Source organism: Microtetraspora malaysiensis, assembly GCF_001528665.1.
In the GTDB taxonomy this organism is placed as follows: domain Bacteria; phylum Actinomycetota; class Actinomycetes; order Streptosporangiales; family Streptosporangiaceae; genus Microtetraspora_A; species Microtetraspora_A malaysiensis.
In genome coordinates, this window is record NZ_BBYJ01000021.1 from 112,703 (window position 1) to 133,671 (window position 20,969).

The window sequence follows — 20,969 nt, forward strand, 5'->3', positions numbered from 1 at the left end:
CATACGCGCGACGACGACCCGCGTCCCGAAGCGACGGGACGCGGGCCGTTCGTCGCGGAGAAGTCACCGCGCAAAGGGGCGGCCGGGGCCGATCACACGTGACGACCCCGGCGGCCGCGGTCACATGCTGGGCCGGGTGGAATCCGCCGTGAGGGTCATCTCGTCCACGCGCCGCATGACCTCCTGGATGTCGATGACACCCGGACGGTGCCGCCTGGCCCCGCCGCCCCGCTGCCACGGCCGCGGCCCGGCAAGCGGGCGGTACTCCACTCCGAAGGCGTCCAGCCGTTCGAGATGGCGGATGAGCCGCTCGGTGAACTCCGGCCGGGCCGGGCCTCCCGTCCAGCTCACCTCGGCGGCGGCGCAGCCGCGCGGCCAGGCGCGGTAGTCCAGCGTCCGGCCGTCGGGGATGCGCTCGCTCCAGAGCTGGAACTGCAGGCCGGAGACCCGGGCGCGCTCCGCGTCCTCCCACGTCGCGGGGGCGGGCTCGAACGCCGCCACGTCCGCGACCGTGATGGTCTCGCCGATCGCCAGCGGCTCCTCGGCCGAGGCGGCCTCGCCGTAGTCGAAGTAGAGCGGGAAGACCGGGGTCGCCACCACCTCGTGCCCGGCGGCGGCCGCGCGGCGGCCCACCGCGGCACCGCGCCACGGCATGACGATCGTGTCCTCGCGCAGCATCCCGCTGACGAACGCCTCGTCCCAGACGACCGCCCGTGTGCCGCGCTCGGCGAGCAGGTCGGCCAGCCGGCGCAGGAACCAGGCGTGCAGGTCCCCGGGCGAGTCCAGACCCAGCTCCGCCCGGTACGCCCTGATCTCGGCGGACGCCTCCCACGCGTCCAGCACGCACTCGTCCCCGCCGATGTGCAGGTACGGCACCTCGCCCAGCGCCTCGATGATCTCGTCGAAGACGGCGGCCAGGAAGTCCACGGTGCCCGGCAGCGGCGCGAGGATCGCGGGGGAGATGCCCCAGCGGTCCAGCACGTGGTGCCGCTCGCCCGGGGTCGCCCCCAGCGACGGGTACGCCGCGAGGATCGCCGAGGCGTGACCCGGCACGTCGATCTCGGGGACGACGGTCACCGCCCTCGCCCGCGCGTACGCGCCGATCTCGGCGAGGTCGCGGAGCGTGTAGTAGCCGCCGTGCGGCACCCCGTCGTAGGTCGGTTCCTCGTGGTAGAAACTGGTGATCGTCTGGGTCCGGTGCGAGCCGACCTCGTGCAGCAGCGGGTACGCCCTGCTCTCCAGCCGCCATCCCTGGTCGTCGGCCAGGTGCAGGTGGAGCCGGTTCAGCTTGTGCAGCGCGAGCAGGTCGATCATCCGCAGCACCTCCCGCTTCGGCAGGAAGTTCCGGGACACGTCGAGATGCGCGCCGCGCCAGGAGAACGCGGGGGAGTCCTCGACCCGCCCGCAGGACACCCGCCACTCGGTCCCCGGGAGCGCGACCGACCGGAACGCCTCCACCGGGAGTAGTTGCCGGAGCGTCTGCCCCGCGTAGAACGCCCCCGCCGCGTCCCCGGCCGCGATCAGCACCTCGTCCTCGCCGATCGTGAGCGTGTACGCCTCGGGTCCCAGGGCCGGGTCCCGGGTCACCCGCACCCTCGCGGACGCGTCGTCCCCGCGCCCGAGGTCGAGGACGGCGAGCGCGAGCCGTACGGGATCGACCAGGTCGGCGGGGCCCGACACGGCGGTGCCGGGCGTGAAGGCGAACGATCCCGGCGCACTCTCGGCCAGCCGTGGGCGAGGAATGAGGTGATCCATGGCTGAATCATGTCAAATCGCTCACTCCGCGCCTACGGGCCAGAGCTGGCTGGATCAGGACACGTAGGTCGTGATGCCCTTCGCCAGTGCCGCCGCCGCCTTCTGGCGGAACTGCGGGTTCTTCATCTTGGCCGCGTCACCCGCGTTGCGCATGTTCCCGACCTCGATGAAGACCTTCGGGACGCTGGAGAGGTTCAACCCGCCGAGGTCGTTCCTGAAGTCCAGCGCGTTCTTCCCGATGTAGGTCGAGTACGACTGGCCGGTCCCCGAGCGGAACGCGTTCCGGACCGCGATGCCCAGCCTCCGCGAGTCGTTCACCACCGGGTCCACCGGGCCGTTGATCTTCTTCGGCATGATGATGTGGAAGCCGTGCCCGCTCGCCGGGGCCCCGTCGCCGTGGATCGAGATCACGGCGTCCGCCTTGGCCTTGTTGCCGATCGCCGCCCGCTCTGTGATGCACGGGCCGACGCCGCTGTTGCTGTCGCGGGTGAGCTTGACCGTCGCGCCCTCCGCCCGCAGCAGCTTGGCCAGCCGGGTCGAGACGTCCCAGGTGAAGGCGGCCTCGGTGTACCCGCTGTTGGTCTCGGTGCCGGTCGTGTCACACGGCTTGCGCTTGGTGAGGACGTTCACCGGCTTGTTGATGACCTCGGGACGCTTGAAGTTGCCGCCGTTGTGCCCGGGATCGACGACGATGACCTTGCCTGCGAGCGGCTTCCCGACGGGGCCGGTCGGCGCCGTGGTCGCCCGCTCGGAGACCTTCCCCGTGCCGGCCGCGGCCGTGCGGCTCTGCGGCGCGGCGGGTGCCGAGGCGGCGACCTGACCAGTGGTCGCTCCGCCTGCGACGGCCTGACCCGCCGTGCCACCGCACGCGGCGACTCCCAGCCCGGAGCAGGCAAGAATCGTGGCGATGAGTGGTCGTCTGATCACGCTGAGATCCCTTCGCAGAAGTCAGCTCACCAACCTACGCGAGCTGCCCGCGTGATCAGACCGTTATGTCGGCGATGTGCGGTAAATGAGGTCACCAAGCAGGTTCGGTGATCTCCTGCTTCTCGAGAAGGGCGGCCAGATCGCGGGCGTCCTCGGCGTCCAGACCGAGGACCACCCGGGGCCGCCCCCACGGATGGTCGATCGAGTGGGCGACGTAACTGGCGACCGACTCCCCGCCGACCCCGCCGCTCCGCCCTCGCGTCTCCAGCCAGTGCGCCCAGGCCCGCTCCAGTTCGGCGGCGGCCCGCTGCGCGCAGGAGACCAGTTCCGGGTCACGCATGAATCCCCCCGTTGTCGCTGTGGCCGCCCACCGAGCGACCCGCCGGGGGTCGGCGTCTTGCCCCGAGTCAACACCCTCGACGAGCGGACGCCGCGCCGGTTGACCTAGCTTTGGGCATCGCTTGGAGCGGGCCCGGTGCTGTGCCGTACGACGATCTGCGGCGTGACCTCGCGCAACCGGCCGGACTTCCCCGGCTCGGTGATGCGCTGGCTGAGCAGGGCGGCCGCCGACCGGCCCATCGCCCGGCGCGGCTGGTCGACGCTGGTCAGCGACACGTGGTTGACCGCGGCCAGATGGGTGTTGTCGTAACCGATGACGGACAGGTCCTCGGGCACCCGCAGGCCCAACTCATTCGCGGCGGTGAGCACGCCCATCGCGACGATGTCGTTGGCGGCGAAGATCGCGGTCGGCCTCGGTCGCCGCTCCAGCAGCGCCCTGGCGGCCCGCCGTCCGCCCTCCTCGGTGAAGTCGCCGTGCTCCACCATGATGTACGGCGCGAGCGCGTGGCGGCGCATGGCCACCAGGTAGCCCTCGCAGCGGCACCTGGCCGCCGACGACGGCGCCCCCTCGATGTGCGCGATGCGGCGGTGGCCCAGCTCGACCAGATGGTCGACCGCGAGCCGGGCGCCGAGCTGGTCGTCGTCCACCACGATGTCGACGCCGTCGAGATCGACGTCGCGCTCGCCCACCACTACGGTCGGTGTGTAGGCGGCGGCCTCGGCGAGTGTGTGGCTGGACGGGGCGACCCCCAGCAGGACCAGGCCGTCCACGCGGAGTTCGAGGAACGCCTCCACGGCCTCGTCCTCGAACGCCGGGTCCCAGCGGCCGCTGCCGATCAACAGCCGCAGGCCGTCGCCGTGCAGGCTCTCCTGCAGGCCGTCGAGGCACTCCGCGTAGAACGGGTTGTGCAGGTCGGCGACGAGCGCGCCGACGAGGTGGGTACGGCCCTCGACCAGGCTGCGCGCCACCGCGTTCGGCCGGTATCCCAGCTCTCTGGCGGCCTGTAACACCGCCTCCCTCCGGTGTTCGCTCACGTGCGGCGATCCCCGGAGCACGAGCGACACCAGCGACTTCGAGACGCCGGCACGCTCGGCCACGTTTCGGATCGTCGGCCGTGGCCGCGGGCCGAAGCCATCGGGCAGACCCGCGGCGGGCGCGGACACGACGGCGTGCCGGACGGTGGTCTGTATGGACGGTCCTGACATGGTTCTCCCCACACGATGCGCGGACGTGCACCTGTCTGACCAAACGATCGAGAAGCCGTAAGGGTACGGGTTTCTCTCGGCAACGCCCGTATTTGCCGGGTTATCCGCCTCGAAGGCGCGGGTGCGAGCCGCTCCCCGGCGGGGATACGCCGAGCATGATCAAATCCTGCGAGGGTTCCGATCGTGCTCCGCTAGTCTGCGGTGTGTGGGCGCGATATCCCGGGCGGAAAGCGACAGGAAGACCCTGGACAGGGTGGCCGTGCGACCGGTGCGCCGCCGGCTCAGCGTCGATCGGCGTCGCGAGGAGCTGATCACCGCGGCGCTGGAGCTGTTCAGCAGGCGTGAGGCCGAGGACGTCTCGATCGACGACGTGGCCACCGCCGCTGGGGCCTCGCGAGCGCTCGTCTATCACTACTTCGGCGGCAAACAGGAGCTCTACCTCGCCTCGCTGCGCAGTGCGGCGGAGGAGCTCGAGGCCCGGCTTCGCCCCGAGGGCGCCGGGCGGCCGGTGGAGCGGCTCTCCCAGGCGCTCGGCCGATATTTCGACTTCGTCGAGGAGCACGCCGCCGGGTTCGCGGCGCTGCTCAAGGGAGGCCCGGCCAACCGGGCGGGCGAGGTGGGCGAGATCGTCGAGCACGTACGGCGGCGCCTGCTCCGGATGATCATCGACGAGATGCGGGTCGCCGATCCCGGCCCGGTGCTGCGGATCACGCTCAGATCGTGGATCGCCTCGGTGGAGACCGCGGCCCTCGACTGGCTGGAGCATCGCGACATGGAGCGGTCGGAGCTGGAACGCATGCTGGTCGACCACATGATCGCGCTACTGGAGGTCGCCGGGCGGCGCGACCACCGCGTACGGGAGATCGTCACGGTCGAGTAGGCGTCCTGATCGGGATGGAAACCACCTCGGGGGGACGGTGGCGCCGGGAGGGCGGCGCCTACGGCACCTCCCGTGGCCCGTAGCGGCCACGGGCGTGCGGTGCCGTGTGATGGACGCGCTCACATCGCTGGTGTCCTTGACGCGAGCGCGCCGTCTCCCCTTGACCGGCGGACGACTTTCCCCCAGACCGGTGAACGACGCCCGGACCTACTCGGAGCGCTGCTGCGGAATCCCCGCCAGCAGCGCCCGGACCTCGGTCTCCCGGTAGCGGCGATGCCCACCCAGAGTGCGGATGGACGTCAACTTGCCCGCCTTCGCCCACCGAGTGACGGTCTTGGGGTCGACGCGGAACATGGTGGCGACCTCCGCCGGTGTGAGCAGTGGCTCGGCCTCGGGTGTACGAGCTGACATGTGTGCGGCCTCTCCTCCGTTGGACCGGCGACAGCGATCCTGCGACTTGTCCTGGCGCTTGTCACGGATGTCCCCCAATGATCCATATGTGCGGTTTCATGGATCATTTTCGGTATCACCCGATGTGACCATACAGCCACGTAACGCGATTGGCGAGCCCTCTGGGAGCAACGCCGCGACCACGTGGTGATGTCACGCTCGGTGATTCTAGCGACACGCTTCGTGGTATCGCAGTGAAAACGGCAAACTACTCAGTTCGCAGATGTTGAGATCGAACATCCCATGACCCAATAGTGCAGGTCTGGGGGTGCGATATGGGCTTTAGTTGGCAGACTGGAGGCCCTGGATCGACCTCCAGCGAAGTACGACACGCTGGTACATGGCGAAGGCAAGTTCTTCCTGACCGTTGTCCAAACCAGTGAGCGCGGCGGCAAGCTCCGCGACTGACTGGTCGGCCTCCAGCGTCTTGTCGTCCATGAGGTGGACCAGTCCGCCGTAGTCGAGCTCCACCAGCGAGTGGGGGTGGAACTCCTCCAGCCACCTGCCGATGTCCTCGAACTCGGTGTACGCGGCGGTGTCGGGCGCGTGCCTCCTGATCACCCCGAGCGCCTTGGCCACCCTCCGGCGCGACTGGGCCATCGAGGTGACGTACAGCATGGTGCGCGCGGGGGCGGCCACGGCCTGCGCCGGCTGCTCGGCGCCCTCCGCCGGCTCCCCGCCCAGCACGAGCCACCGCTCCGTCGAGTCGAAGGGGGCGAACCACGACGTCGGCACGTGCCAGGTGCTGCTCCTGATGTGCGTGCGCAACGACGTGCCCGCACGCTTGTACCGGTCGAAGTCGTCGGCCGTCTGCTCGGCGATCGTCTGCGGCACGAACCGGTGGGCCAGCTTCACCGGGGTGCTGCCGCGGAACGTGGCGAACGACAGCCAGGACCGCAGCCGGCTCTGCCACGGGCAGACGTAGAGCACGTCCTCGACCCGGCGCAGGTAGGCGTTGCGGCTCTCCTGCTCGGGAGCGGGCGCCGGCGGGACGCCGAGGATCCTGCGGACGGCCTCGCCGTGCTCCACCCCCAGCGCGCCGGCCCGGCGCGGCCGGTCGCGGGACTCGGCGTATGCGGCCCAGATTTTCTGGTCCTGTGGGGAGAAGGCGGCCAGCGGCTCATAGACGCGGAGGTAGGCGGCATAGGGCAGCACACCTGAATCGTGCCATGAGGCCGGGGACCCTGGGGAGGGCCGTCTCAGCTTTTCATGATCCGACGGCTGCGGCACGGTTAGGCTGTGGACGGCCCGCTCCCGACCTCGGCGTCGCCCCACCCTTCGCGACGGCGGATCGGTCGGGCGGGCAGAAGGATCCGCCGTAACGGAGCGGCGGACAGAAGTGTCAGGAGCACCACCGTGATCGACGTCTTCGGGCTCTCCCACAAGGACAGCGGGCCCCTCAGCGTCACGACCGGAGCGGACCGGAACGAGTCCGCGACGGCATCCCCCAGCTCACCCGGCAGGCGAGGCCCCGGGCACGAGCAGGTCGTCTTCTGCTCGGACGAGCGCAGCGGCCTCTACGCCATCATCGCCGTCTACAGCACGGCGCTCGGTCCCGCGCTCGGCGGCACCCGGTTCTACCCGTACGAGAGCGAGCAGGCGGCGCTGGCCGACGTGCTCAACCTCTCCCGCTCCATGGCGTACAAGAACGCCCTCGCGGGGCTCGACCTCGGCGGCGGCAAGGCCGTGATCATCGGTGACCCGTCCAGGGACAAGAGCGAGGCGCTTCTGCGGGCGTACGGACGGTTCGTCGAGTCGCTCGGCGGGCGCTACTACACCGCCTGCGACGTCGGCACGTACAGCGAGGACATGGACGTCGTCGCCCGGGAGTCGTCCTATGTGACCGGGCGGACCCTGGCGCACGGCGGCGCCGGCGACTCCTCGATCCTCACCTCGTTCGGCGTCTTCCAGGGCATGCGGGCGGCCGCGGAGCACGCCTTCGGCAGCCCCACGCTGCGCGGCAGGCGGGTCGGTGTCGAGGGAGTCGGCAAGGTCGGCCGCAGGCTCGTCGACCTCCTGCTGGAGGACGGCGCCGAGGTCGTGATCTGCGACGTCAACGAGGAGGCCGTCGATCTCGTACGGCGTAGCCGGCCCTCGGTGGAGGTGGTCGCCGACACCGCCGCGCTGATCGCGTCCGACATCGACGTCTACGCTCCGTGCGCGCTCGGCGGCGCGCTGAACGAGGCCACCGTCCCGCTCCTGCGCGCGCGGGTCGTCTGCGGCTGCGCCAACAACCAGCTCGCCGACCCGGGAGTCGGAAAGCTGCTGGTGGAACGCGGCATTCTGTACGCCCCCGACTACGTGGTGAACTCCGGCGGAGTCATCCAGGTGGCCGACGAGATCGAGGGTTTCAACATGGAGCGAGCCCGGGCGAGGGCCGCCCAGATCTTCGACACGACAGCCAAAATCTTCGCCCTGGCGGCCGACGACGGTGTCCCGCCCGCGACCGCCGCGGATAGGCTGGCTGAGCGCAGAATGTCGGAAGTAGGGCGGCTTAGGGGTATCTGGCTCGGCCGCTGACCGCTGACGCCCATACGGCGTACCGAGCGGCGCGCAAAACAGGTACGGTTATAGGCGAACGAGAGACTGGCGCCTAAAGTCAGGTGGCGCCAGTGCGCGGTGCGTTAGCGACGAGGGGTCCGGTGCGACCCCGCATGAGGGGGTCGAGCCAATGGGGCGCGGCCGAGCCAAGGCCAAGCAGGTCAAGGTCGCCCGCCAGCTGAAGTACAACAGCGGCGGCACTGATCTTGAGCGTCTGCGCGCGGAGCTCGGAGTCGTGGACGAGGGCGATTCCGGCCACAGTGACGAGCATGACCCTTACGACGAGCTGGCTGATCGGTACGCCGATTACGCCATCGACGATGACGAGGGCGAGAGCAAAGACTCGTCCCGACGCCGTTAGCCGTTCCTGACAGCGTTTGAGGTGAATCACCCGGCGAGGGACCCTTCCCACGCCGGGTGACTTCACGTTGTCCAGGTTCGATCGAGCGCCCCGGCCCAGCCGGGGCGCCTTTTGGCGTCCGGGCCGGCCGTCGGCCGGCCCGTGATCGCCGGGATCAGCGGTAGCGCGCCACGCCCGTGCCGGGGACGACCTCGCCGAGCACCCAGGCGGGCACACCGCGCCCGTCGAGCAGGGCCAGCGCGCGGTCGGCCTGGTCCGCGGGGACGACGGCGCACATCCCCACGCCGAGGTTGAACGTCCGGTCCATCTCGGACTGCGGGACGCCGCCGTGCCCGGCGAGCACCTCGAAGATCGCGGGCGGGGTCCAGGACCCCCGGTCCAGCAGGGCGTCGACCGTGCCGGGCAGGGAGCGGGCCAGGTTGGCGGTGAGGCCGCCGCCGGTGATGTGCGCGAAGGCGTGCACCTCGACCTCGCGGATCAGCGCGAGGCAGTCGAGCGAGTAGATGCGGGTGGGTTCGAGCAGCTCCTCGCCGAGCGTGCGGGACAGCTCGGGGAGCTCCCGCTCAAGGTCCAGGCCGGCGGTCTTGATTACATGCCTGACCAGGGAGTATCCGTTGGAGTGGATCCCGCTGGAGGCCAGGGCCAGCACCACGTCGCCGGGCCGTACCCGATCAGGCCCGAGCAGTTCGTCGGCCTCGACGACGCCCGTGCCGGCACCGGCCAGGTCGTACTCGTCGGGGCCCATGGCGCCCGGGTGCTCGGCCGTCTCGCCGCCGATGAGCGCGCAGCCCGCGAGCCGGCACCCCTCCGCGACACCGCCGACGATGTCGGCGATGCGCTCGGGCACCACCTTGCCGCAGGCGATGTAGTCGGTCATGAACAGCGGCTCCGCCCCGCACACCACGAGGTCGTCGACGACCATGCCCACGAGGTCGATGCCGATCGTGTCGTGCTTGCCGAGCCGCTGCGCCAGCATCACCTTGGTGCCGACGCCGTCGGTCGAGGTCGCCAGCAGGGGGCGGCGGTAGCGCAGGAAGGCCGAGGCGTCGAACAGCCCGGCGAACCCGCTGGCGTCGTCCACCACCTCGGGCCGCCGTGAGCGCGCCACCCGGGACTTCATCAGCTCGACGGCCCGGTCACCGGCCTCGATGTCCACACCCGCGGCGGCGTAGCTGGTCATGTGCTCCCCTTCGTCGGTCGTGCGCGGTCGCCCGTGCGACCCGTCACAGCTGCCCTTCCAGGACGTACTTGCCGACCTGGTCCTGGTCGACAGGGATGGGGTACTCGCCGGTGAAGCAGGCACGGCAGAGCCGATCGGCCGGGATCGTGGTCGCCCGGGTCAGCCCTTCGAGGGAGATGTATCCGAGTGAGTCGGCCCCAAGGGAGGCGCGGATCTCTTCGACGGACAGCGACCCGGCGATCAGCTCGGCCCGGGTGGCGAAGTCGATGCCGTAGAAGCACGGCCACGCGACCGGCGGCGAGGAGATCCGCACGTGGACCTCCGTGGCGCCCGCCTCGCGCAGCATCTTGACGATGGCCCGCTGGGTGTTGCCGCGCACGATCGAGTCGTCCACCACGATCAGCCGCTTGCCCTGGATGACCTCGCGCAGCGGGTTGAGCTTGAGGCGGATGCCGAGCTGGCGGATCGTCTGCGACGGCTGGATGAACGTGCGGCCGACGTAGGAGTTCTTCACCAGGCCCTGGCCGTACGGGATGCCGCTCTGCTCGGCGTAGCCGATGGCGGCGGGGGTGCCGGACTCGGGCGTGGGGATGACGAGGTCGGCGTCGACCGGGTGCTCCCGGGCGAGCTGGCGGCCCACCTCGACCCGGGTCGCCTGCACGCCGCGTCCCGCGATGGTCGTGTCCGGCCGGGCGAGGTAGACGTACTCGAACAGACAGCCCTTGGGCTGGGCGGCGGCGAACCGGCGGGACCGGACTCCGCGCTCGTCGATCACCAGCAGCTCGCCGGGCTCGATCTCGCGGATGAACGACGCGCCGACGATGTCGAGCGCGGCGGTCTCGGAGGCGACCACCCAGCCGCGTTCGAGCCGGCCGAGAACCAGCGGCCGGATGCCCTGCGGGTCGCGGGCGGCGAACAGGGTCGTCTCGTTCATCCAGACCAGGGAGTAGGCGCCCTTGACCTGGGGAAGCAGCTCGGCCGCCGCGTCCTCGATGGACTGCGAGCGGTCCTGCGCGAGCAGCGTCGTCAGGACCTCGGTGTCCGTCGTCGCGCGGATGGCGTCCGGCGGGAGGCGGAGCGCGAGCTCACCGGTGTTGATCAGGTTGCCGTTGTGGGCGAGCGCGAGGCCGCCGTGTTCGGTGGAGCTGAGCGTGGGCTGCGCGTTCTCCCAGACGCTCGACCCGGTGGTCGAGTAGCGACAGTGTCCGATCGCGATGTGGCCGCGGAGCGTCCCGAGGATCGACTCGTCGAAGACCTGGGAGACCAGGCCCATGTCCTTGTAGATGAGGATGCGGCTGCCTTCGCTGACCGCGATGCCCGCGGACTCCTGGCCGCGGTGCTGTAGCGCGTACAGCCCGTAGTAGGTGAGTTTGGAGACATCCTCCCCGGGAGCCCACACACCGAAGACGCCGCAGGCGTCCTTGGGTGCGCGGTCGAGGGAGTCGAGGTCATGGCTCAGTCGGCCGTCGCCTTTCCGCACATGCTTGAGTCTATTTCGGCCTTCTCCCTGCTCGCGCACCCGGGTACGGAAAGTCTCGGCGAAACGATCGACGTGGCTTTGCCGTGTCGTCCGGGTTCCGTCCACACCCTCCGGGAGAGCCTTGGGTCTCCGGCATGCCCAACTCTGGTCCGGGAGAGCGACCGTGACGACACCTGACAAGCCCGCGTGGGAGCCCCAGCGTGACCAGCGGCCCGACAACGAGACCCGTCCGGACGAGCAGCGGCTGGTCCTTCCGGTGAACTCCTGGGACGAGCCCGATCTGGAGGGGTCCTGGTGGGAGCCCTCCGGATACCGGGAGCCCGACCCGGTCCGCCCCGGAGAAAACCGCTCAGCTTTCCGCGAAACCGCCGGCGATCCGGCGCGTGCGGAGCACCGGCCGCCGGCCGACCCTCTCGGAAGGGACACGAGTGACCGCCGTGAGCGGGGTGACCTGAGCCGCCGGGGAACCGAGGCGGGCGAGCCGGACTTCAGCGACTGGACCGACTGCGGGTTCTCCGACGATCTCGCCGTCACCGACCCGGGCTACCGCTCCTGGGCGGAGCCGGAGACCACCTGGGAGAGCCTCAAGGCATGGGCGGCCCAGGATCCCTTGGCGAACGAGCCTCCGTACGCGCCTGCGGCGCCCCAGCACCCGGGGGTCGCCGGTCCGGACACGAGTGACGCGACGGGGCGGCGCGATCACGCCGGGAACGGCGGGTCGCGGGGCGACGCGGGCGCGTACGGCGAGGCGGCGGCAGGTCAGGGCGCTCACGCGGGGCCGGAGGCCGCGTACGGCGCGCCGGAGACTCGGTACGGCGCCGGGCCGGAGGCTCACGGGTACGGCGCGCACGGCAGACACGAGGCCGCCCCGTACGGCACGCACGGAGTCCCGGAAGCGGCGGGCTACAGCCCGGACAACGGCCACGAGGCCGCCGCGTACGGCGCGTTCGGCGGGCCGGAGGCCCCGGAGCAGCCGAGCCTGCCGCCCACGGCCGTTCCGTCGCAGGTTCCGCCCGCCCATGTCGCGCAGCCGCCGCAGGCCCCGCCGTACGCGGGGCAGGGGACGCCGCAGGCATCTCCTTCGCCGGCCGGATCCGCCCAGATGCCGCCGCAGATCCCGTCGCAGAGCGGGCCACCGGGCCGGCCGGGCGGGCCGTACGACGAGCAGCCGCCGGGGGCGCAGGGGGGATGGAACGATCCGTACGCGGGGCCCGCGAGCGGCCGGCAGACGGACCCGCACCCCGACCGGCAGCCCGACGCCCCGATGGAAGGGCGGCCCGATCTCCGGATCGGCCCCGCCGGCGACCCGTACATCGACGGCCGGTACGGCATGGGCGCGGACGTGTCCGGCCTGCCGCGCGCCGGGGCCGACGGCTCGGCCGAACCCTCGACCGCGTACCCGGCCGACATGTCGGCGCCTTCGACCGGATGGGGGCTCCCGCCCGCTTCGCCGTACCCGCCCCAGAACCCGGACCCGGCCGCGACGCCCGTGCCGCCGTCCGCGGCGGCCCCGGTGGAGCGCGCCGTCTGTGAGCACTGCGGGATGCCGCAAGGGGGCACGGGTTCGTCCAGGCCCGGCTCGGGAGCGTTCGCCGCACAAGGATCCGGCGACGCCGGGACGGGAATCTTCGGGGTCGCGGACGTGACGACGGGGCCGATGGAGCGCCTGGGCGTCCCCGGCGGGCAGAGCGCCCAGGACCGGTCTGTCTGGAGCGCACGGCCCGCACCGAGAGAGCCGTACGCGAGTGAGGGGGCCGCGACCGGAGGAGTCCCGGCCACCGGGCACGTTCCGGCACTCAGGACGGAGAACCCGGCCGAGCCGCCCATCTGGGGACAGGACGACGGCTACATCCGCATCGTCGGCAGGGACTCGGGAACGGAGGGGCCGGAGGAGCCCCGGGGCCGTCCCGGCGAGTACGGCGAACGCTTCCCCACCCCTCCGCGGCACCCTGAGGAGCGCGAGCCGTCGGAGGGTTTCGGCGGCCGGACCCCACCCGCCGGCGGCGGGCAGCCACCGTTCGGCGACCGGCCCGTCCACCCGGGCGAGCCGGGGCGGCAGGGTGAGGCGGCGTATCACCAGCAGCCGCGGCGGCGGGGCGAGGGCCTGGGCACCGCCGCGATGGTGCTCGGCATCGTCAGCATCGTCCTGCTGTTCTTCTGCGGGGTCGGCACGCTCACGGCGGTCGCGGGCATCGTCCTCGGCGTCGTCGCGCTCACGGTCGGCTCCCACAAGGGCCGCGCGATCACGGGCATCGTCCTGAGCGTCCTGACGCTCGTCCTCGCGGCCGTGATCGGTGTCATGTTCTACAACTGGTTCCAGACCAACAAGCTCGGCGAGTGCTTCGACGTCAGGACGCATCCCACGCAGGCGTCCACGCAGCGCTGCATCGAGGAGAAGCTGAGCGGGTCGGGCCTCACCCGCTGATCCGCCGGTCCCGTCCCGGTAGCGCGCCGCCTCGTGAGGATCGTCGTGAGGTGGCGCGCTATCGCGGTCTCCGTCAGCGGAGCGGAAGGTAGGCCGACAGGTCGGCGCGTGATCCGCTCGCGGCGATGCGGCCCATCGTCAGGGCGGACTCCCAGGAGACGCGGCCGGTGGCCAGGTCCAGCCAGGTGCGCGGGTCGGTCTCGATGACGTTCGGAGGGGTGCCGCGCGTGTGGCGCGGCCCCTCCACGCACTGCACGGCCGCGTACGGCGGCACCCGCACCTCCACGGTCCGCCCCGGGGCCCGCGCGGCCAGCTCGTCCAGCAGGTGCCGTACGGCGAAACGGGCGGCGTCCCGCAGGGGCTCGCCGCCGCCGTCGTACGCGCGAAGGACGGCGGCGACGCAGGCGGCGGGCAGCGCCGTGTCCGGCCCGGTGAACGGGGGCTCCCCAAGGGCGGCGAGCTGGGCGTCGAGGGCGGTGCGGACCTTCACCGGGTCCGGTCTGCGTGGCGGCATCCGCCCATTCTCTCCGCACCGTGCCGTACGGGCTTTCGCGGTGTCACGGTGTTCAACCGACGGGCTCGGCGACGCGGGTCTCGACTGGTGCGGGCTCGGCGCGGCGGGCGCGCAGCGCGTACAGGCTCACCGGGACGCCGACCAGGACGATCGCCGCGGCGATGAGCAGCGTGAACTGGTACGCCTCCAGGAAGGTGTGCATGGGCGGCCCCGTGAGGGCGCTCTGCCGGTTGCTCATGACCGCCCCGAGGATCGTGATGCCGAGCAGTCCGAACACCTCACGGGAGACGTTCAGGACCCCGGACGCCACGCCGACCCGGGTGGCGGGCATGACGCCCAGGATGACGTTGGTCAGCGGCACGAGCAGTCCGGCGCCCGCGCCGTAGAGCATGAACCAGGGCAGCAGGTCGAGATAGCCGCTGCTCTCGCTCCCGCCGGACAGCCCGGCGAAGGAGACGGCCATCAGGCCGAGTCCGGTGGCGACCGTGGGGGCGGTGCCGAATCGCGCGGCGATCCGGGGCGAGGTGGCCGCGATGACCGCCATGAACAGGGCCATCGGCACAAAGGCCGCGCCCGCCTCCATCGGGGTGAACCCGAGGGCGTTCTGCAGGTAGATCGCGGTGAAGAAGTAGATGCCGAACACGCCGAACGACCAGAGGCCCTGCGACAGCAGGCCGCCGCTGAAGACCCGCTCGCGGAAGAGCGAGAGGTCGATCATGGGCTGGGCGGTGCGCAGCTCCGTGATCGCGAAGGCGGCCGCGGCGGCCGCCGCCACACCGAACGCGCCGAGGATCGGCGCCGAGCCCCACCCACGCGACTCGCCCTCGATGAGCGCGTAGGTCAGGGCGGACAGCGCGATCGCCGAGAACGTCAGACCGGGCAGGTCGAGCCCGCCGGGGCGCCGTTCCTTCCTCGGCACGCGGATCGTCAGGAAGCCGAGGACCGCGGTCACCGCGCCGATCGGCAGGTTGATCAGGAAGATCCACCCCCAGTGGGTGTTCTCGCTGAGCAGGCCGCCGGTGAGCGGGCCGACGGCCAGCGCGAGGGCGCCCACGGCGCTCCAGACGCCCACGGCGGTGGCGCGCTCACGCGGGTCGGGAAAGATCGCGGAAAGCAGGGCGAGCGCGGTCGGGGTGAGCAGCGCCGCCCCGACCCCCTGGAGCGCGCGGGCCGCAATCAGCGTCTCCTGGCCGCCCGCCAGGCCGGCCGCGACCGAGGCCACGGTGAAGACGCCGAGCCCGGCGAAGAAGACGGTCCTGGCGCCGAAGACGTCCGCGAGCCGTCCGCCGACCAGCAGCAGTCCGGCGAACACCAGGATGTACGCGCTGACGATCCATTCCAGGCCGGAGATCGTGAGCCCCAGGTCGCGCTGGATCGTCGGGAGCGCGACGTTCACCACGTTGTTGTCGAGATAGCTCATGAACGTCGCGAGTGCGACCGCGACCAGAGCCCACCACTTCCGCTGCACTTAATGACCTTCCTATACGAAGTACCTGTACGGCGTACATGTACGGTGCATAGGAGACCTTGTACGTCGTATAGTTGTCAAGTGGGATCCGAGAAGCTGAGCAGAGAGTCCCTGGTCGAGCGGGCCGTTTTGCTCGCCGACGCCGAGGGGCTGGAAGCGGTCACCATCCGGCGTCTGGCACAGGAGCTCGGCGTCACGCCGATGGCTCTGTACTGGCATGTCAAGAACAAGGAACAGCTCCTGAACTGCCTGGCCGATCACCTGCTGAGGGAGGTCACGCCGGAGTTCGACCCCGGCGCGTCGTGGAACGTCCGGGTGCACGTGATGGTCGAGGCGCTGGTCCGGCTGATGCGGCGGCACCGGTTCCTGCCCGGCCTGTTCGGCGTGGTCACGAAGGGCGCGGTGGAGAGCTTCTCCCGGGCGACGGACACGGTCCTCGATCTGCTCCGCCAGGCGGGGTTCACCCTCCAGGAGGGGCACCTGATCTCGACGTACCTGCTGCACGGCGCGATGACCCTGGTCGACCAGGAGCCGGGCGTGCCGCCCTCCGTGCCGCCGGAGGAAGCCGCCGAGTGGCAGCGGCAGAAGCGGCTGGCCCTCGAATCCCTGCCCGCCGACCGGTACCCGTGCATCGTCGAGTACGCCAAGACGCTGGACGAGGTCGACGTCGAGCGCTACTACACGTTCGGGCTCGACCTGCTGATCGGCGGCGTCGAGGCGATGGCCGCCCGCCGGGGCGAGGCGGGAACGGCGGTCGGCCCGGCAGGCTGACGTCGCGTGGGGCGCGCGGCGCACGGGCCGGCGCGGAGAACACCGCGGCGAGCGCTGCCTGCCCGCCGGGCGTCAGCGCGTACGGGCCGGCCCGGCGGCCGAGCGCGCCCGACATGCGTCTAGGCGGAAAAAGGCTGATCAATGATGCAAGAGATGGACTTGTGATCTTTGATCGGTAATCCTGTGGAACGTTCGAAACGTCCCTTGAGCACCCAGAGTGTTCAGCACTCGCTCTTGCTTGAGAAAGGGACGTCTCCGTGGCTATCAAGTTGCCGGGCGGGCGCACGATCGGTGTTCTGTCGGTCGGCGTTCTCGCCGGGTCTCTGTTTGCGGTGGGCGGCATGGCGACCGCCTCCTCCGCCTCCACCGCCGCCAAGGTCATCTACGGCTGCGTGAACAAGAAGTCGGGCTACGTGCGCATCGTCAACGCGACGACCACCTGCAAGCCCACCGAATACAAGATCTACTGGAACCAGGCCGGGACCCCCGGAGCGGCCGGAGCGACCGGCATCGGCGGCACCGGCGCGACCGGCCCACAGGGTCCGCAGGGCCCGCGCGGCCTTCAGGGCGAGCGCGGCCCCGTCGGCCCGCAGGGCCCCAAGGGTGACACCGGCGCCACCGGTCCGCAGGGCCCGAAGGGCCAGGACGGCAAGGACGGCAGCAACGGCAAGGACGGCGCGCCCGGCGCCAAGGGCGAGCGCGGCCCCGCCGGCCAGCAGGGTCCCAAGGGTGACGCCGGCGCCACCGGTGCGCAGGGTCCGAAGGGTCAGGACGGCAAGGACGGCGCGCCCGGCGCGAAGGGCGAGAAGGGCGACCGCGGCCCGGCCGGCCCTCAGGGCGAGCAGGGCAAGCAGGGTCCGCAGGGCCCGAAGGGCGACCCCGGCACCGGCGGCTCGGTCAAGCCCACGGTCGTGACCGGGAGCTTCGAGTTCGGCGGACAGGGTGGCTCCAAGAGCGTTTCCTGCCCCACGGGGAAGGTCGCCACGGGCGGCGGCTTCACGATCGCGAGTGGCAGCGCCTCCGGCCAGATCTACGAGAGCGCTCCCTCCGGCAGCACGCTGAGCGGCTGGAAGATCTCCGGTAAGAACGCCGAGGGCATCGCATACGCCGTCTGCGTCTAGCGTGACTGAGGAGCGGTGGCGGAGTCGTGGCTCCGCCGCCGTGTGAAGAACGCGAAAGATCCTTCCAGGCAGGGTTCGGGAAGGATCTTTCGCCGCGGATCAGCCGGTACCTCCGGGGGACGGCACGGACGAGGGGTGGTAGCGCCCGGACAGCCGGGCCAGCTTGAGGCTGAGGTGCAGGCTCAGCCGCTCCACGCCGTCTCTGAGATCGGTCTCCGCCAGCTCCTCGACCCGCTGCAGCCGGTAGTACAGGGACGTCCGGTGCAGGCGCAGGCGGCGTGAGGTGGCCTGGGCGTTGCCGGCCAGGTCGAGGTAGGTCTCCAGCGTCTCCAGGAGCGGCCGGTGCTGGACGTCGTCGAGCAGCCGCTCCAGTCCCGGGTGGAGGTTGTCGTGGGGGACCCGGGTGAGCAGCCGGTAGACGCCGAGCCGGTCCCACTCCGCCGAGCGCCCGAGCTCCGGCACCTTCGCCGCGACCTCCGCGGCGTGCAGCGCCTCCTCGTACGACTCGACGGCGTGCGCGAGCGAGGGGCGGGGAGCCCCGATCCCGACCAGGACCGGCGTGCCCAGCGCCGCCCGCATCTCGTCGGGGAAGGAGGCGGTGCCCGCGGTGAGCAGCACGGCGTGGTCGTAGCGCACCAGGTGGAGGGGGTGGTGCCCGGCCAGCCGCCGCCGTACGGCCAGCAGCCCGCGCTCCAGCGTCAGCCGCAGCGTCTCGCCGGTGTCGGCGGTGACGGGCTTGGCGACCGCCACCGTGACGGGGGAGGCGTGCGGGAAGGCGCCCGCCTCGATCAGCGTCCTGGCGGCGTCGGCCTCCCCGCGCAGCAGCCCTCTGATCGCATCGAGCTCCCGGCGCGAGGCCAGGCCGGCGGCCAGGCTCTCGTGGAAGAGGACGAGGGCCAGCACCGGCGCGGCCGCCGCCGCGACCGCGATCTCCGGCTCCGCCATGGAGGGATCGATGTCGATGAACCAGAGGAAGCCGAGCGGCCGGCCCTCGTGCCGTACGGGGACGCAGATCCGCGGCAGCAGCCCGAGCTCGGGGGCGCCGGGCGTGCGCAGGGGGCCGTTGGCATCGTGGATGCCGGCCGTACGGAGGAACGCGCGCACCTCCGGTGTGGTGTGGCGGCGCAGGATCGAATCCCGCCGGACATCGTCCATCGGCCCGTCCTGCTCGCTGTACGCGACCACGCGTTGGCGGCCGTCTTCCAGCAGCAGCGGGCGATTGAGGCGCAGGGAGAGTTCGTCCACGATGCGCTGCAGATCCGCCACCCGACCTCCATCTGGGCATTCCAACATCTGTCGGACGGGTGCCCGTTGGTCTTCCCTACATGTGACCGATGATCTGCGTCAAGGTCGTATATAGCGTCTTGAATCGTGAAAGCCCCCAGAAAGCTGCTTCAGTGCCTGTTCGCGGCCATTGTTGTGGTTCCGGCGGCACTTGCGGCGACGCCCGCGTCCGCAGATCCTTCCCAAGATCCTGAGCATCCCTGGCGGCGTGACCACTGGCCCCAGACCCAGCCCTGGCAGCGTGACCAGCCCGACGAGGCGCAGGTCCTGCGCGGCCGCGCCTCGCGCGTGGTCGCGCCGATCGACCCCCAGAACTGGACGAACCCCGACCACATGACGTGGGCGGACTACAAGAAGATCCCCGGCTCCGACTGGGCCGATCCCGGCAAGAAGGGGTCGGCGCGCACCTTCAAGGGAGCGCTGGTCCTGCTCGACTACCCGAACCAGCCGTTCGTCGTCACCCAGCCCAAGGGGTCCACGGTCTTCGGCAACCCCAGCGCCGAGGCCCACGACGTCCCGCGCGACCAGGTCGCCCAGTTCTACCAGGACTTCCTCAACACCCCCAACGCGCTCAACAAGGGGCACACCATCCACGAGTACTGGATGGAGGATTCCGGCGGACGCTACGGGGTCGAGCTGAAGGGCTTCGGCCCGTACACCATGCCCGGCAAGTCGCACGAGTACGGGATGGAGTACCAGCGCGACGCGTGCCCGGCGGGCGACACCTGCAACAAGAACCTGCGCACCGACGGCAACGCCGCCTGGCTCGCCGACGTCGGCCAGGAGGTGGCCGACGAGTTCGACTTCGTCTTCTACGTCAGCGCCGGCCAGGACGAGTCGTCGACCTGGCAGGAGTTCGGCATGATGAAGTTCCCCACCAAGGAGGACGTCACCGACGAGTTCGGCCCGCCGGACCCGAACCTGCCGAACTGGTCCGCGACCCGGTACGTGGAGTGGACCTCCTGGGCCGCGGGATCCACGTTCTGGCCGAACGCGCGCTTCGGCGTCGACTCGGTCCAGACCGAGAGCTCCGGCATGGGCGTCTACGCCCACGAACTGAGCCACATCATGGGCATCGCCGACAACTACAACAACCCGTACGGCACGCCGATGCGCCGGGCGTACACCGGCATCTGGGAGATGCTCAGCCGCGGCAGCTTCAACGGCCCCGGCGGCCCGCACAGCCGCTGGCTGATCCCGCCCACGGCGGGCGCGTCCATGGGCGCCCAGCACATGCTGCGCAACAAGATCAAGCTGCAGATGGTGGACGAGCGGAACGTCCTGCGCCTGTCGCGGGAGACGCTGCGCGACTCCGGTCTCGTCGTCGCCGACGTCACGGCCCGTGCCGTAGAGCCGGGCAAGAACGGCCTGGCGGGCGTCAACGTCTCCTTCGACACCGGCGACAAGTCCACCGGATCATGTGACACGCGGACCAACCCGCTGTGTGACGGCGGCAACTACGACAACTACACGATCGAAGTCGTGGACCGGATGGGCACCGACTCCTTCACCCCCGACTCCGGGGTGCTCCTGGCCAAGACGAAGAACCAGGACAGCGCGCCGTTCGAGTGGGTGATCGACGCCAACCCGCAGGACATCGGGATGACCGACTACGTCCTGCCGGACGGCACCAAGGTCCCGATCACGATCGGCGACTACCGCCAGCTCTCCGACGCCCTCTTCCACGCGGGCACCGACTCCGGCAGCCAGTACGAATTCGTCGACCAGGCCAACCGGCTGCACTTCTACGTCGTCGACGTGCGCCGCGACGCCAAGGGGACCCTGTCCTACACGGTCGCGATCCGCTCGCTGGACGGCGCGGGCCCGCAGAAGCGCGGCGTCAAGCTCGTGCCGGGCGCCGGCGTCCCCGCGGCCCAGAAGGGCGTGTCCACCTGCCGGTTCCCCCTGTTCAACACCGGCAAGGCGGCTCAGGGTGGGAACTCGCAGGACGTCAACGCGTACCTCGGCAGTGACGTCTACCGACTGAAGGCGGAGGTCGAGGGCGCCGGCTGGACCACCATCACGCCGAACGCGCTGGCGGCCGTCGAGTTCGGCAAGCACGAGTTCGTCACCGTCCACGCCCAGCGCGCGGGCGGCGGCAGCAAGCACGCCATCGTCAAGCTCACGGCCACCTCCGAGAGCGACCCCTCCAAGACCATGACCGCCACCTGCAACGTCGTCGGCCTCTGACACACGCACGGGAAGGCGCTCCCGGACCCTGTCCGGAGCGCCTTTCCGCACCCGCCGAAGACGGGCTCTCAAGGGTG

General features: G+C 71.0%; 18 protein-coding genes. 7 read left to right on the forward strand and 11 right to left on the reverse strand.

The window, feature by feature from the left end; translation table 11 throughout:
• Window positions 1-120: 120 nt before the first annotated feature.
• From AWQ71_RS26785 to AWQ71_RS26800, 4 genes are all read right to left on the reverse strand, one after another.
• Window positions 121-1,755, reverse strand: a complete 1,635-nt coding sequence (locus AWQ71_RS26785; RefSeq protein WP_067137891.1) for a beta-N-acetylhexosaminidase — start codon at window positions 1,753-1,755, stop codon at window positions 121-123.
• 54 nt (window positions 1,756-1,809) lie between these two features.
• Window positions 1,810-2,682: an N-acetylmuramoyl-L-alanine amidase gene (locus tag AWQ71_RS26790; RefSeq protein WP_067137892.1), complete on the reverse strand. Its 873-nt coding sequence runs from the start codon at window positions 2,680-2,682 to the stop codon at window positions 1,810-1,812.
• 91 nt (window positions 2,683-2,773) lie between these two features.
• Window positions 2,774-3,022 (reverse strand): hypothetical protein, encoded by a 249-nt coding sequence (locus tag AWQ71_RS26795; RefSeq protein WP_067137893.1) that lies wholly within the window; start codon window positions 3,020-3,022, stop codon window positions 2,774-2,776.
• A gap of 104 nt (window positions 3,023-3,126) precedes the next feature.
• Entirely contained in the window at window positions 3,127-4,227 is a 1,101-nt protein-coding gene (locus tag AWQ71_RS26800) for a LacI family DNA-binding transcriptional regulator (protein ID WP_084259323.1), read from the reverse strand.
• 253 nt (window positions 4,228-4,480) lie between these two features.
• Here AWQ71_RS26800 and AWQ71_RS26805 point away from each other — a divergent pair, with 253 nt between their 5' ends.
• Window positions 4,481-5,107 carry a TetR/AcrR family transcriptional regulator gene (locus AWQ71_RS26805; RefSeq protein WP_245658480.1) on the forward strand — a complete coding sequence of 209 codons (627 nt, stop codon included), beginning with the start codon at window positions 4,481-4,483 and terminating at the stop codon, window positions 5,105-5,107.
• A gap of 207 nt (window positions 5,108-5,314) precedes the next feature.
• On the opposite strand, the gene bldC is transcribed toward AWQ71_RS26805, so the two are convergent.
• Both bldC and AWQ71_RS26815 read right to left on the reverse strand, forming a co-directional pair.
• The gene (gene bldC / locus AWQ71_RS26810; protein ID WP_013133571.1) at window positions 5,315-5,518 is read right to left on the reverse strand and encodes a developmental transcriptional regulator BldC; all 204 of its coding nucleotides are present in this window, start codon (window positions 5,516-5,518) and stop codon (window positions 5,315-5,317) included.
• A gap of 321 nt (window positions 5,519-5,839) precedes the next feature.
• Window positions 5,840-6,712 carry a DUF8083 family protein gene (locus tag AWQ71_RS26815; protein ID WP_067137898.1) on the reverse strand — a complete coding sequence of 291 codons (873 nt, stop codon included), beginning with the start codon at window positions 6,710-6,712 and terminating at the stop codon, window positions 5,840-5,842.
• Between the two features lie 201 nt (window positions 6,713-6,913).
• On the opposite strand from AWQ71_RS26815, the gene AWQ71_RS26820 reads away from it, so the two are divergent.
• Both AWQ71_RS26820 and AWQ71_RS26825 read left to right on the forward strand, forming a co-directional pair.
• Complete coding sequence (locus AWQ71_RS26820; RefSeq protein ID WP_084259324.1) at window positions 6,914-8,077, forward strand: Leu/Phe/Val dehydrogenase; 1,164 nt, start codon at window positions 6,914-6,916, stop codon at window positions 8,075-8,077.
• Window positions 8,078-8,228: 151 nt separating this feature from the next.
• Window positions 8,229-8,459, forward strand: coding sequence for a DUF3073 domain-containing protein (locus AWQ71_RS26825; protein WP_067137901.1), 231 nt, complete (start codon window positions 8,229-8,231; stop codon window positions 8,457-8,459).
• A gap of 154 nt (window positions 8,460-8,613) precedes the next feature.
• Here AWQ71_RS26825 and purM read toward each other — a convergent pair whose 3' ends face one another.
• Window positions 8,614-9,639, reverse strand: coding sequence for a phosphoribosylformylglycinamidine cyclo-ligase (purM, locus tag AWQ71_RS26830; protein WP_067137903.1), 1,026 nt, complete (start codon window positions 9,637-9,639; stop codon window positions 8,614-8,616).
• A 43-nt stretch (window positions 9,640-9,682) separates the two neighbouring features.
• Window positions 9,683-11,119, reverse strand: coding sequence for an amidophosphoribosyltransferase (gene purF, locus AWQ71_RS26835; protein WP_067137905.1), 1,437 nt, complete (start codon window positions 11,117-11,119; stop codon window positions 9,683-9,685).
• Between the two features lie 163 nt (window positions 11,120-11,282).
• On the opposite strand from purF, the gene AWQ71_RS26840 reads away from it, so the two are divergent.
• Window positions 11,283-13,544 carry a DUF4190 domain-containing protein gene (locus AWQ71_RS26840; protein WP_067137907.1) on the forward strand — a complete coding sequence of 754 codons (2,262 nt, stop codon included), beginning with the start codon at window positions 11,283-11,285 and terminating at the stop codon, window positions 13,542-13,544.
• A gap of 73 nt (window positions 13,545-13,617) precedes the next feature.
• Here the strand turns inward: AWQ71_RS26840 and AWQ71_RS26845 are convergent, their stop codons facing one another.
• Together AWQ71_RS26845 and AWQ71_RS26850 are read right to left on the reverse strand one after the other, a co-directional pair.
• The gene (locus AWQ71_RS26845; RefSeq protein ID WP_067137908.1) at window positions 13,618-14,058 is read right to left on the reverse strand and encodes a sterol carrier family protein; all 441 of its coding nucleotides are present in this window, start codon (window positions 14,056-14,058) and stop codon (window positions 13,618-13,620) included.
• 52 nt (window positions 14,059-14,110) lie between these two features.
• Window positions 14,111-15,526 carry an MFS transporter gene (locus AWQ71_RS26850; RefSeq protein WP_084259325.1) on the reverse strand — a complete coding sequence of 472 codons (1,416 nt, stop codon included), beginning with the start codon at window positions 15,524-15,526 and terminating at the stop codon, window positions 14,111-14,113.
• 81 nt (window positions 15,527-15,607) lie between these two features.
• Here AWQ71_RS26850 and AWQ71_RS26855 point away from each other — a divergent pair, with 81 nt between their 5' ends.
• Both AWQ71_RS26855 and AWQ71_RS44475 read left to right on the forward strand, forming a co-directional pair.
• Window positions 15,608-16,297: a TetR family transcriptional regulator gene (locus AWQ71_RS26855; RefSeq protein WP_067137909.1), complete on the forward strand. Its 690-nt coding sequence runs from the start codon at window positions 15,608-15,610 to the stop codon at window positions 16,295-16,297.
• Between the two features lie 257 nt (window positions 16,298-16,554).
• Entirely contained in the window at window positions 16,555-17,418 is an 864-nt protein-coding gene (locus AWQ71_RS44475) for a collagen-like domain-containing protein (RefSeq protein ID WP_218001974.1), read from the forward strand.
• Window positions 17,419-17,517: 99 nt separating this feature from the next.
• Here the strand turns inward: AWQ71_RS44475 and AWQ71_RS26865 are convergent, their stop codons facing one another.
• Window positions 17,518-18,684, reverse strand: a complete 1,167-nt coding sequence (locus tag AWQ71_RS26865) for a PucR family transcriptional regulator (protein WP_067137912.1) — start codon at window positions 18,682-18,684, stop codon at window positions 17,518-17,520.
• A gap of 105 nt (window positions 18,685-18,789) precedes the next feature.
• Here AWQ71_RS26865 and AWQ71_RS26870 point away from each other — a divergent pair, with 105 nt between their 5' ends.
• Window positions 18,790-20,892, forward strand: coding sequence for a M6 family metalloprotease domain-containing protein (locus AWQ71_RS26870; protein WP_245658481.1), 2,103 nt, complete (start codon window positions 18,790-18,792; stop codon window positions 20,890-20,892).
• Window positions 20,893-20,969 lie beyond the last annotated feature (77 nt).

Bases quoted from the DNA above. Each gene is read 5' to 3' on its own strand.
- AWQ71_RS26845 (WP_067137908.1), bottom strand. From the start codon at position 14,058: ATGCCGCCACGCAGACCGGACCCGGTGAAGGTCCGCACCGCCCTCGAC.
- bldC (WP_013133571.1), bottom strand. From the start codon at position 5,518: ATGTCAGCTCGTACACCCGAGGCCGAGCCACTGCTCACACCGGCGGAG.
- AWQ71_RS26825 (WP_067137901.1), top strand. From the start codon at position 8,229: ATGGGGCGCGGCCGAGCCAAGGCCAAGCAGGTCAAGGTCGCCCGCCAG.
- AWQ71_RS26795 (WP_067137893.1), bottom strand. From the start codon at position 3,022: ATGCGTGACCCGGAACTGGTCTCCTGCGCGCAGCGGGCCGCCGCCGAA.
- AWQ71_RS26785 (WP_067137891.1), bottom strand. From the start codon at position 1,755: ATGGATCACCTCATTCCTCGCCCACGGCTGGCCGAGAGTGCGCCGGGA.
- AWQ71_RS26800 (WP_084259323.1), bottom strand. From the start codon at position 4,227: ATGTCAGGACCGTCCATACAGACCACCGTCCGGCACGCCGTCGTGTCC.
- purM (WP_067137903.1), bottom strand. From the start codon at position 9,639: ATGACCAGCTACGCCGCCGCGGGTGTGGACATCGAGGCCGGTGACCGG.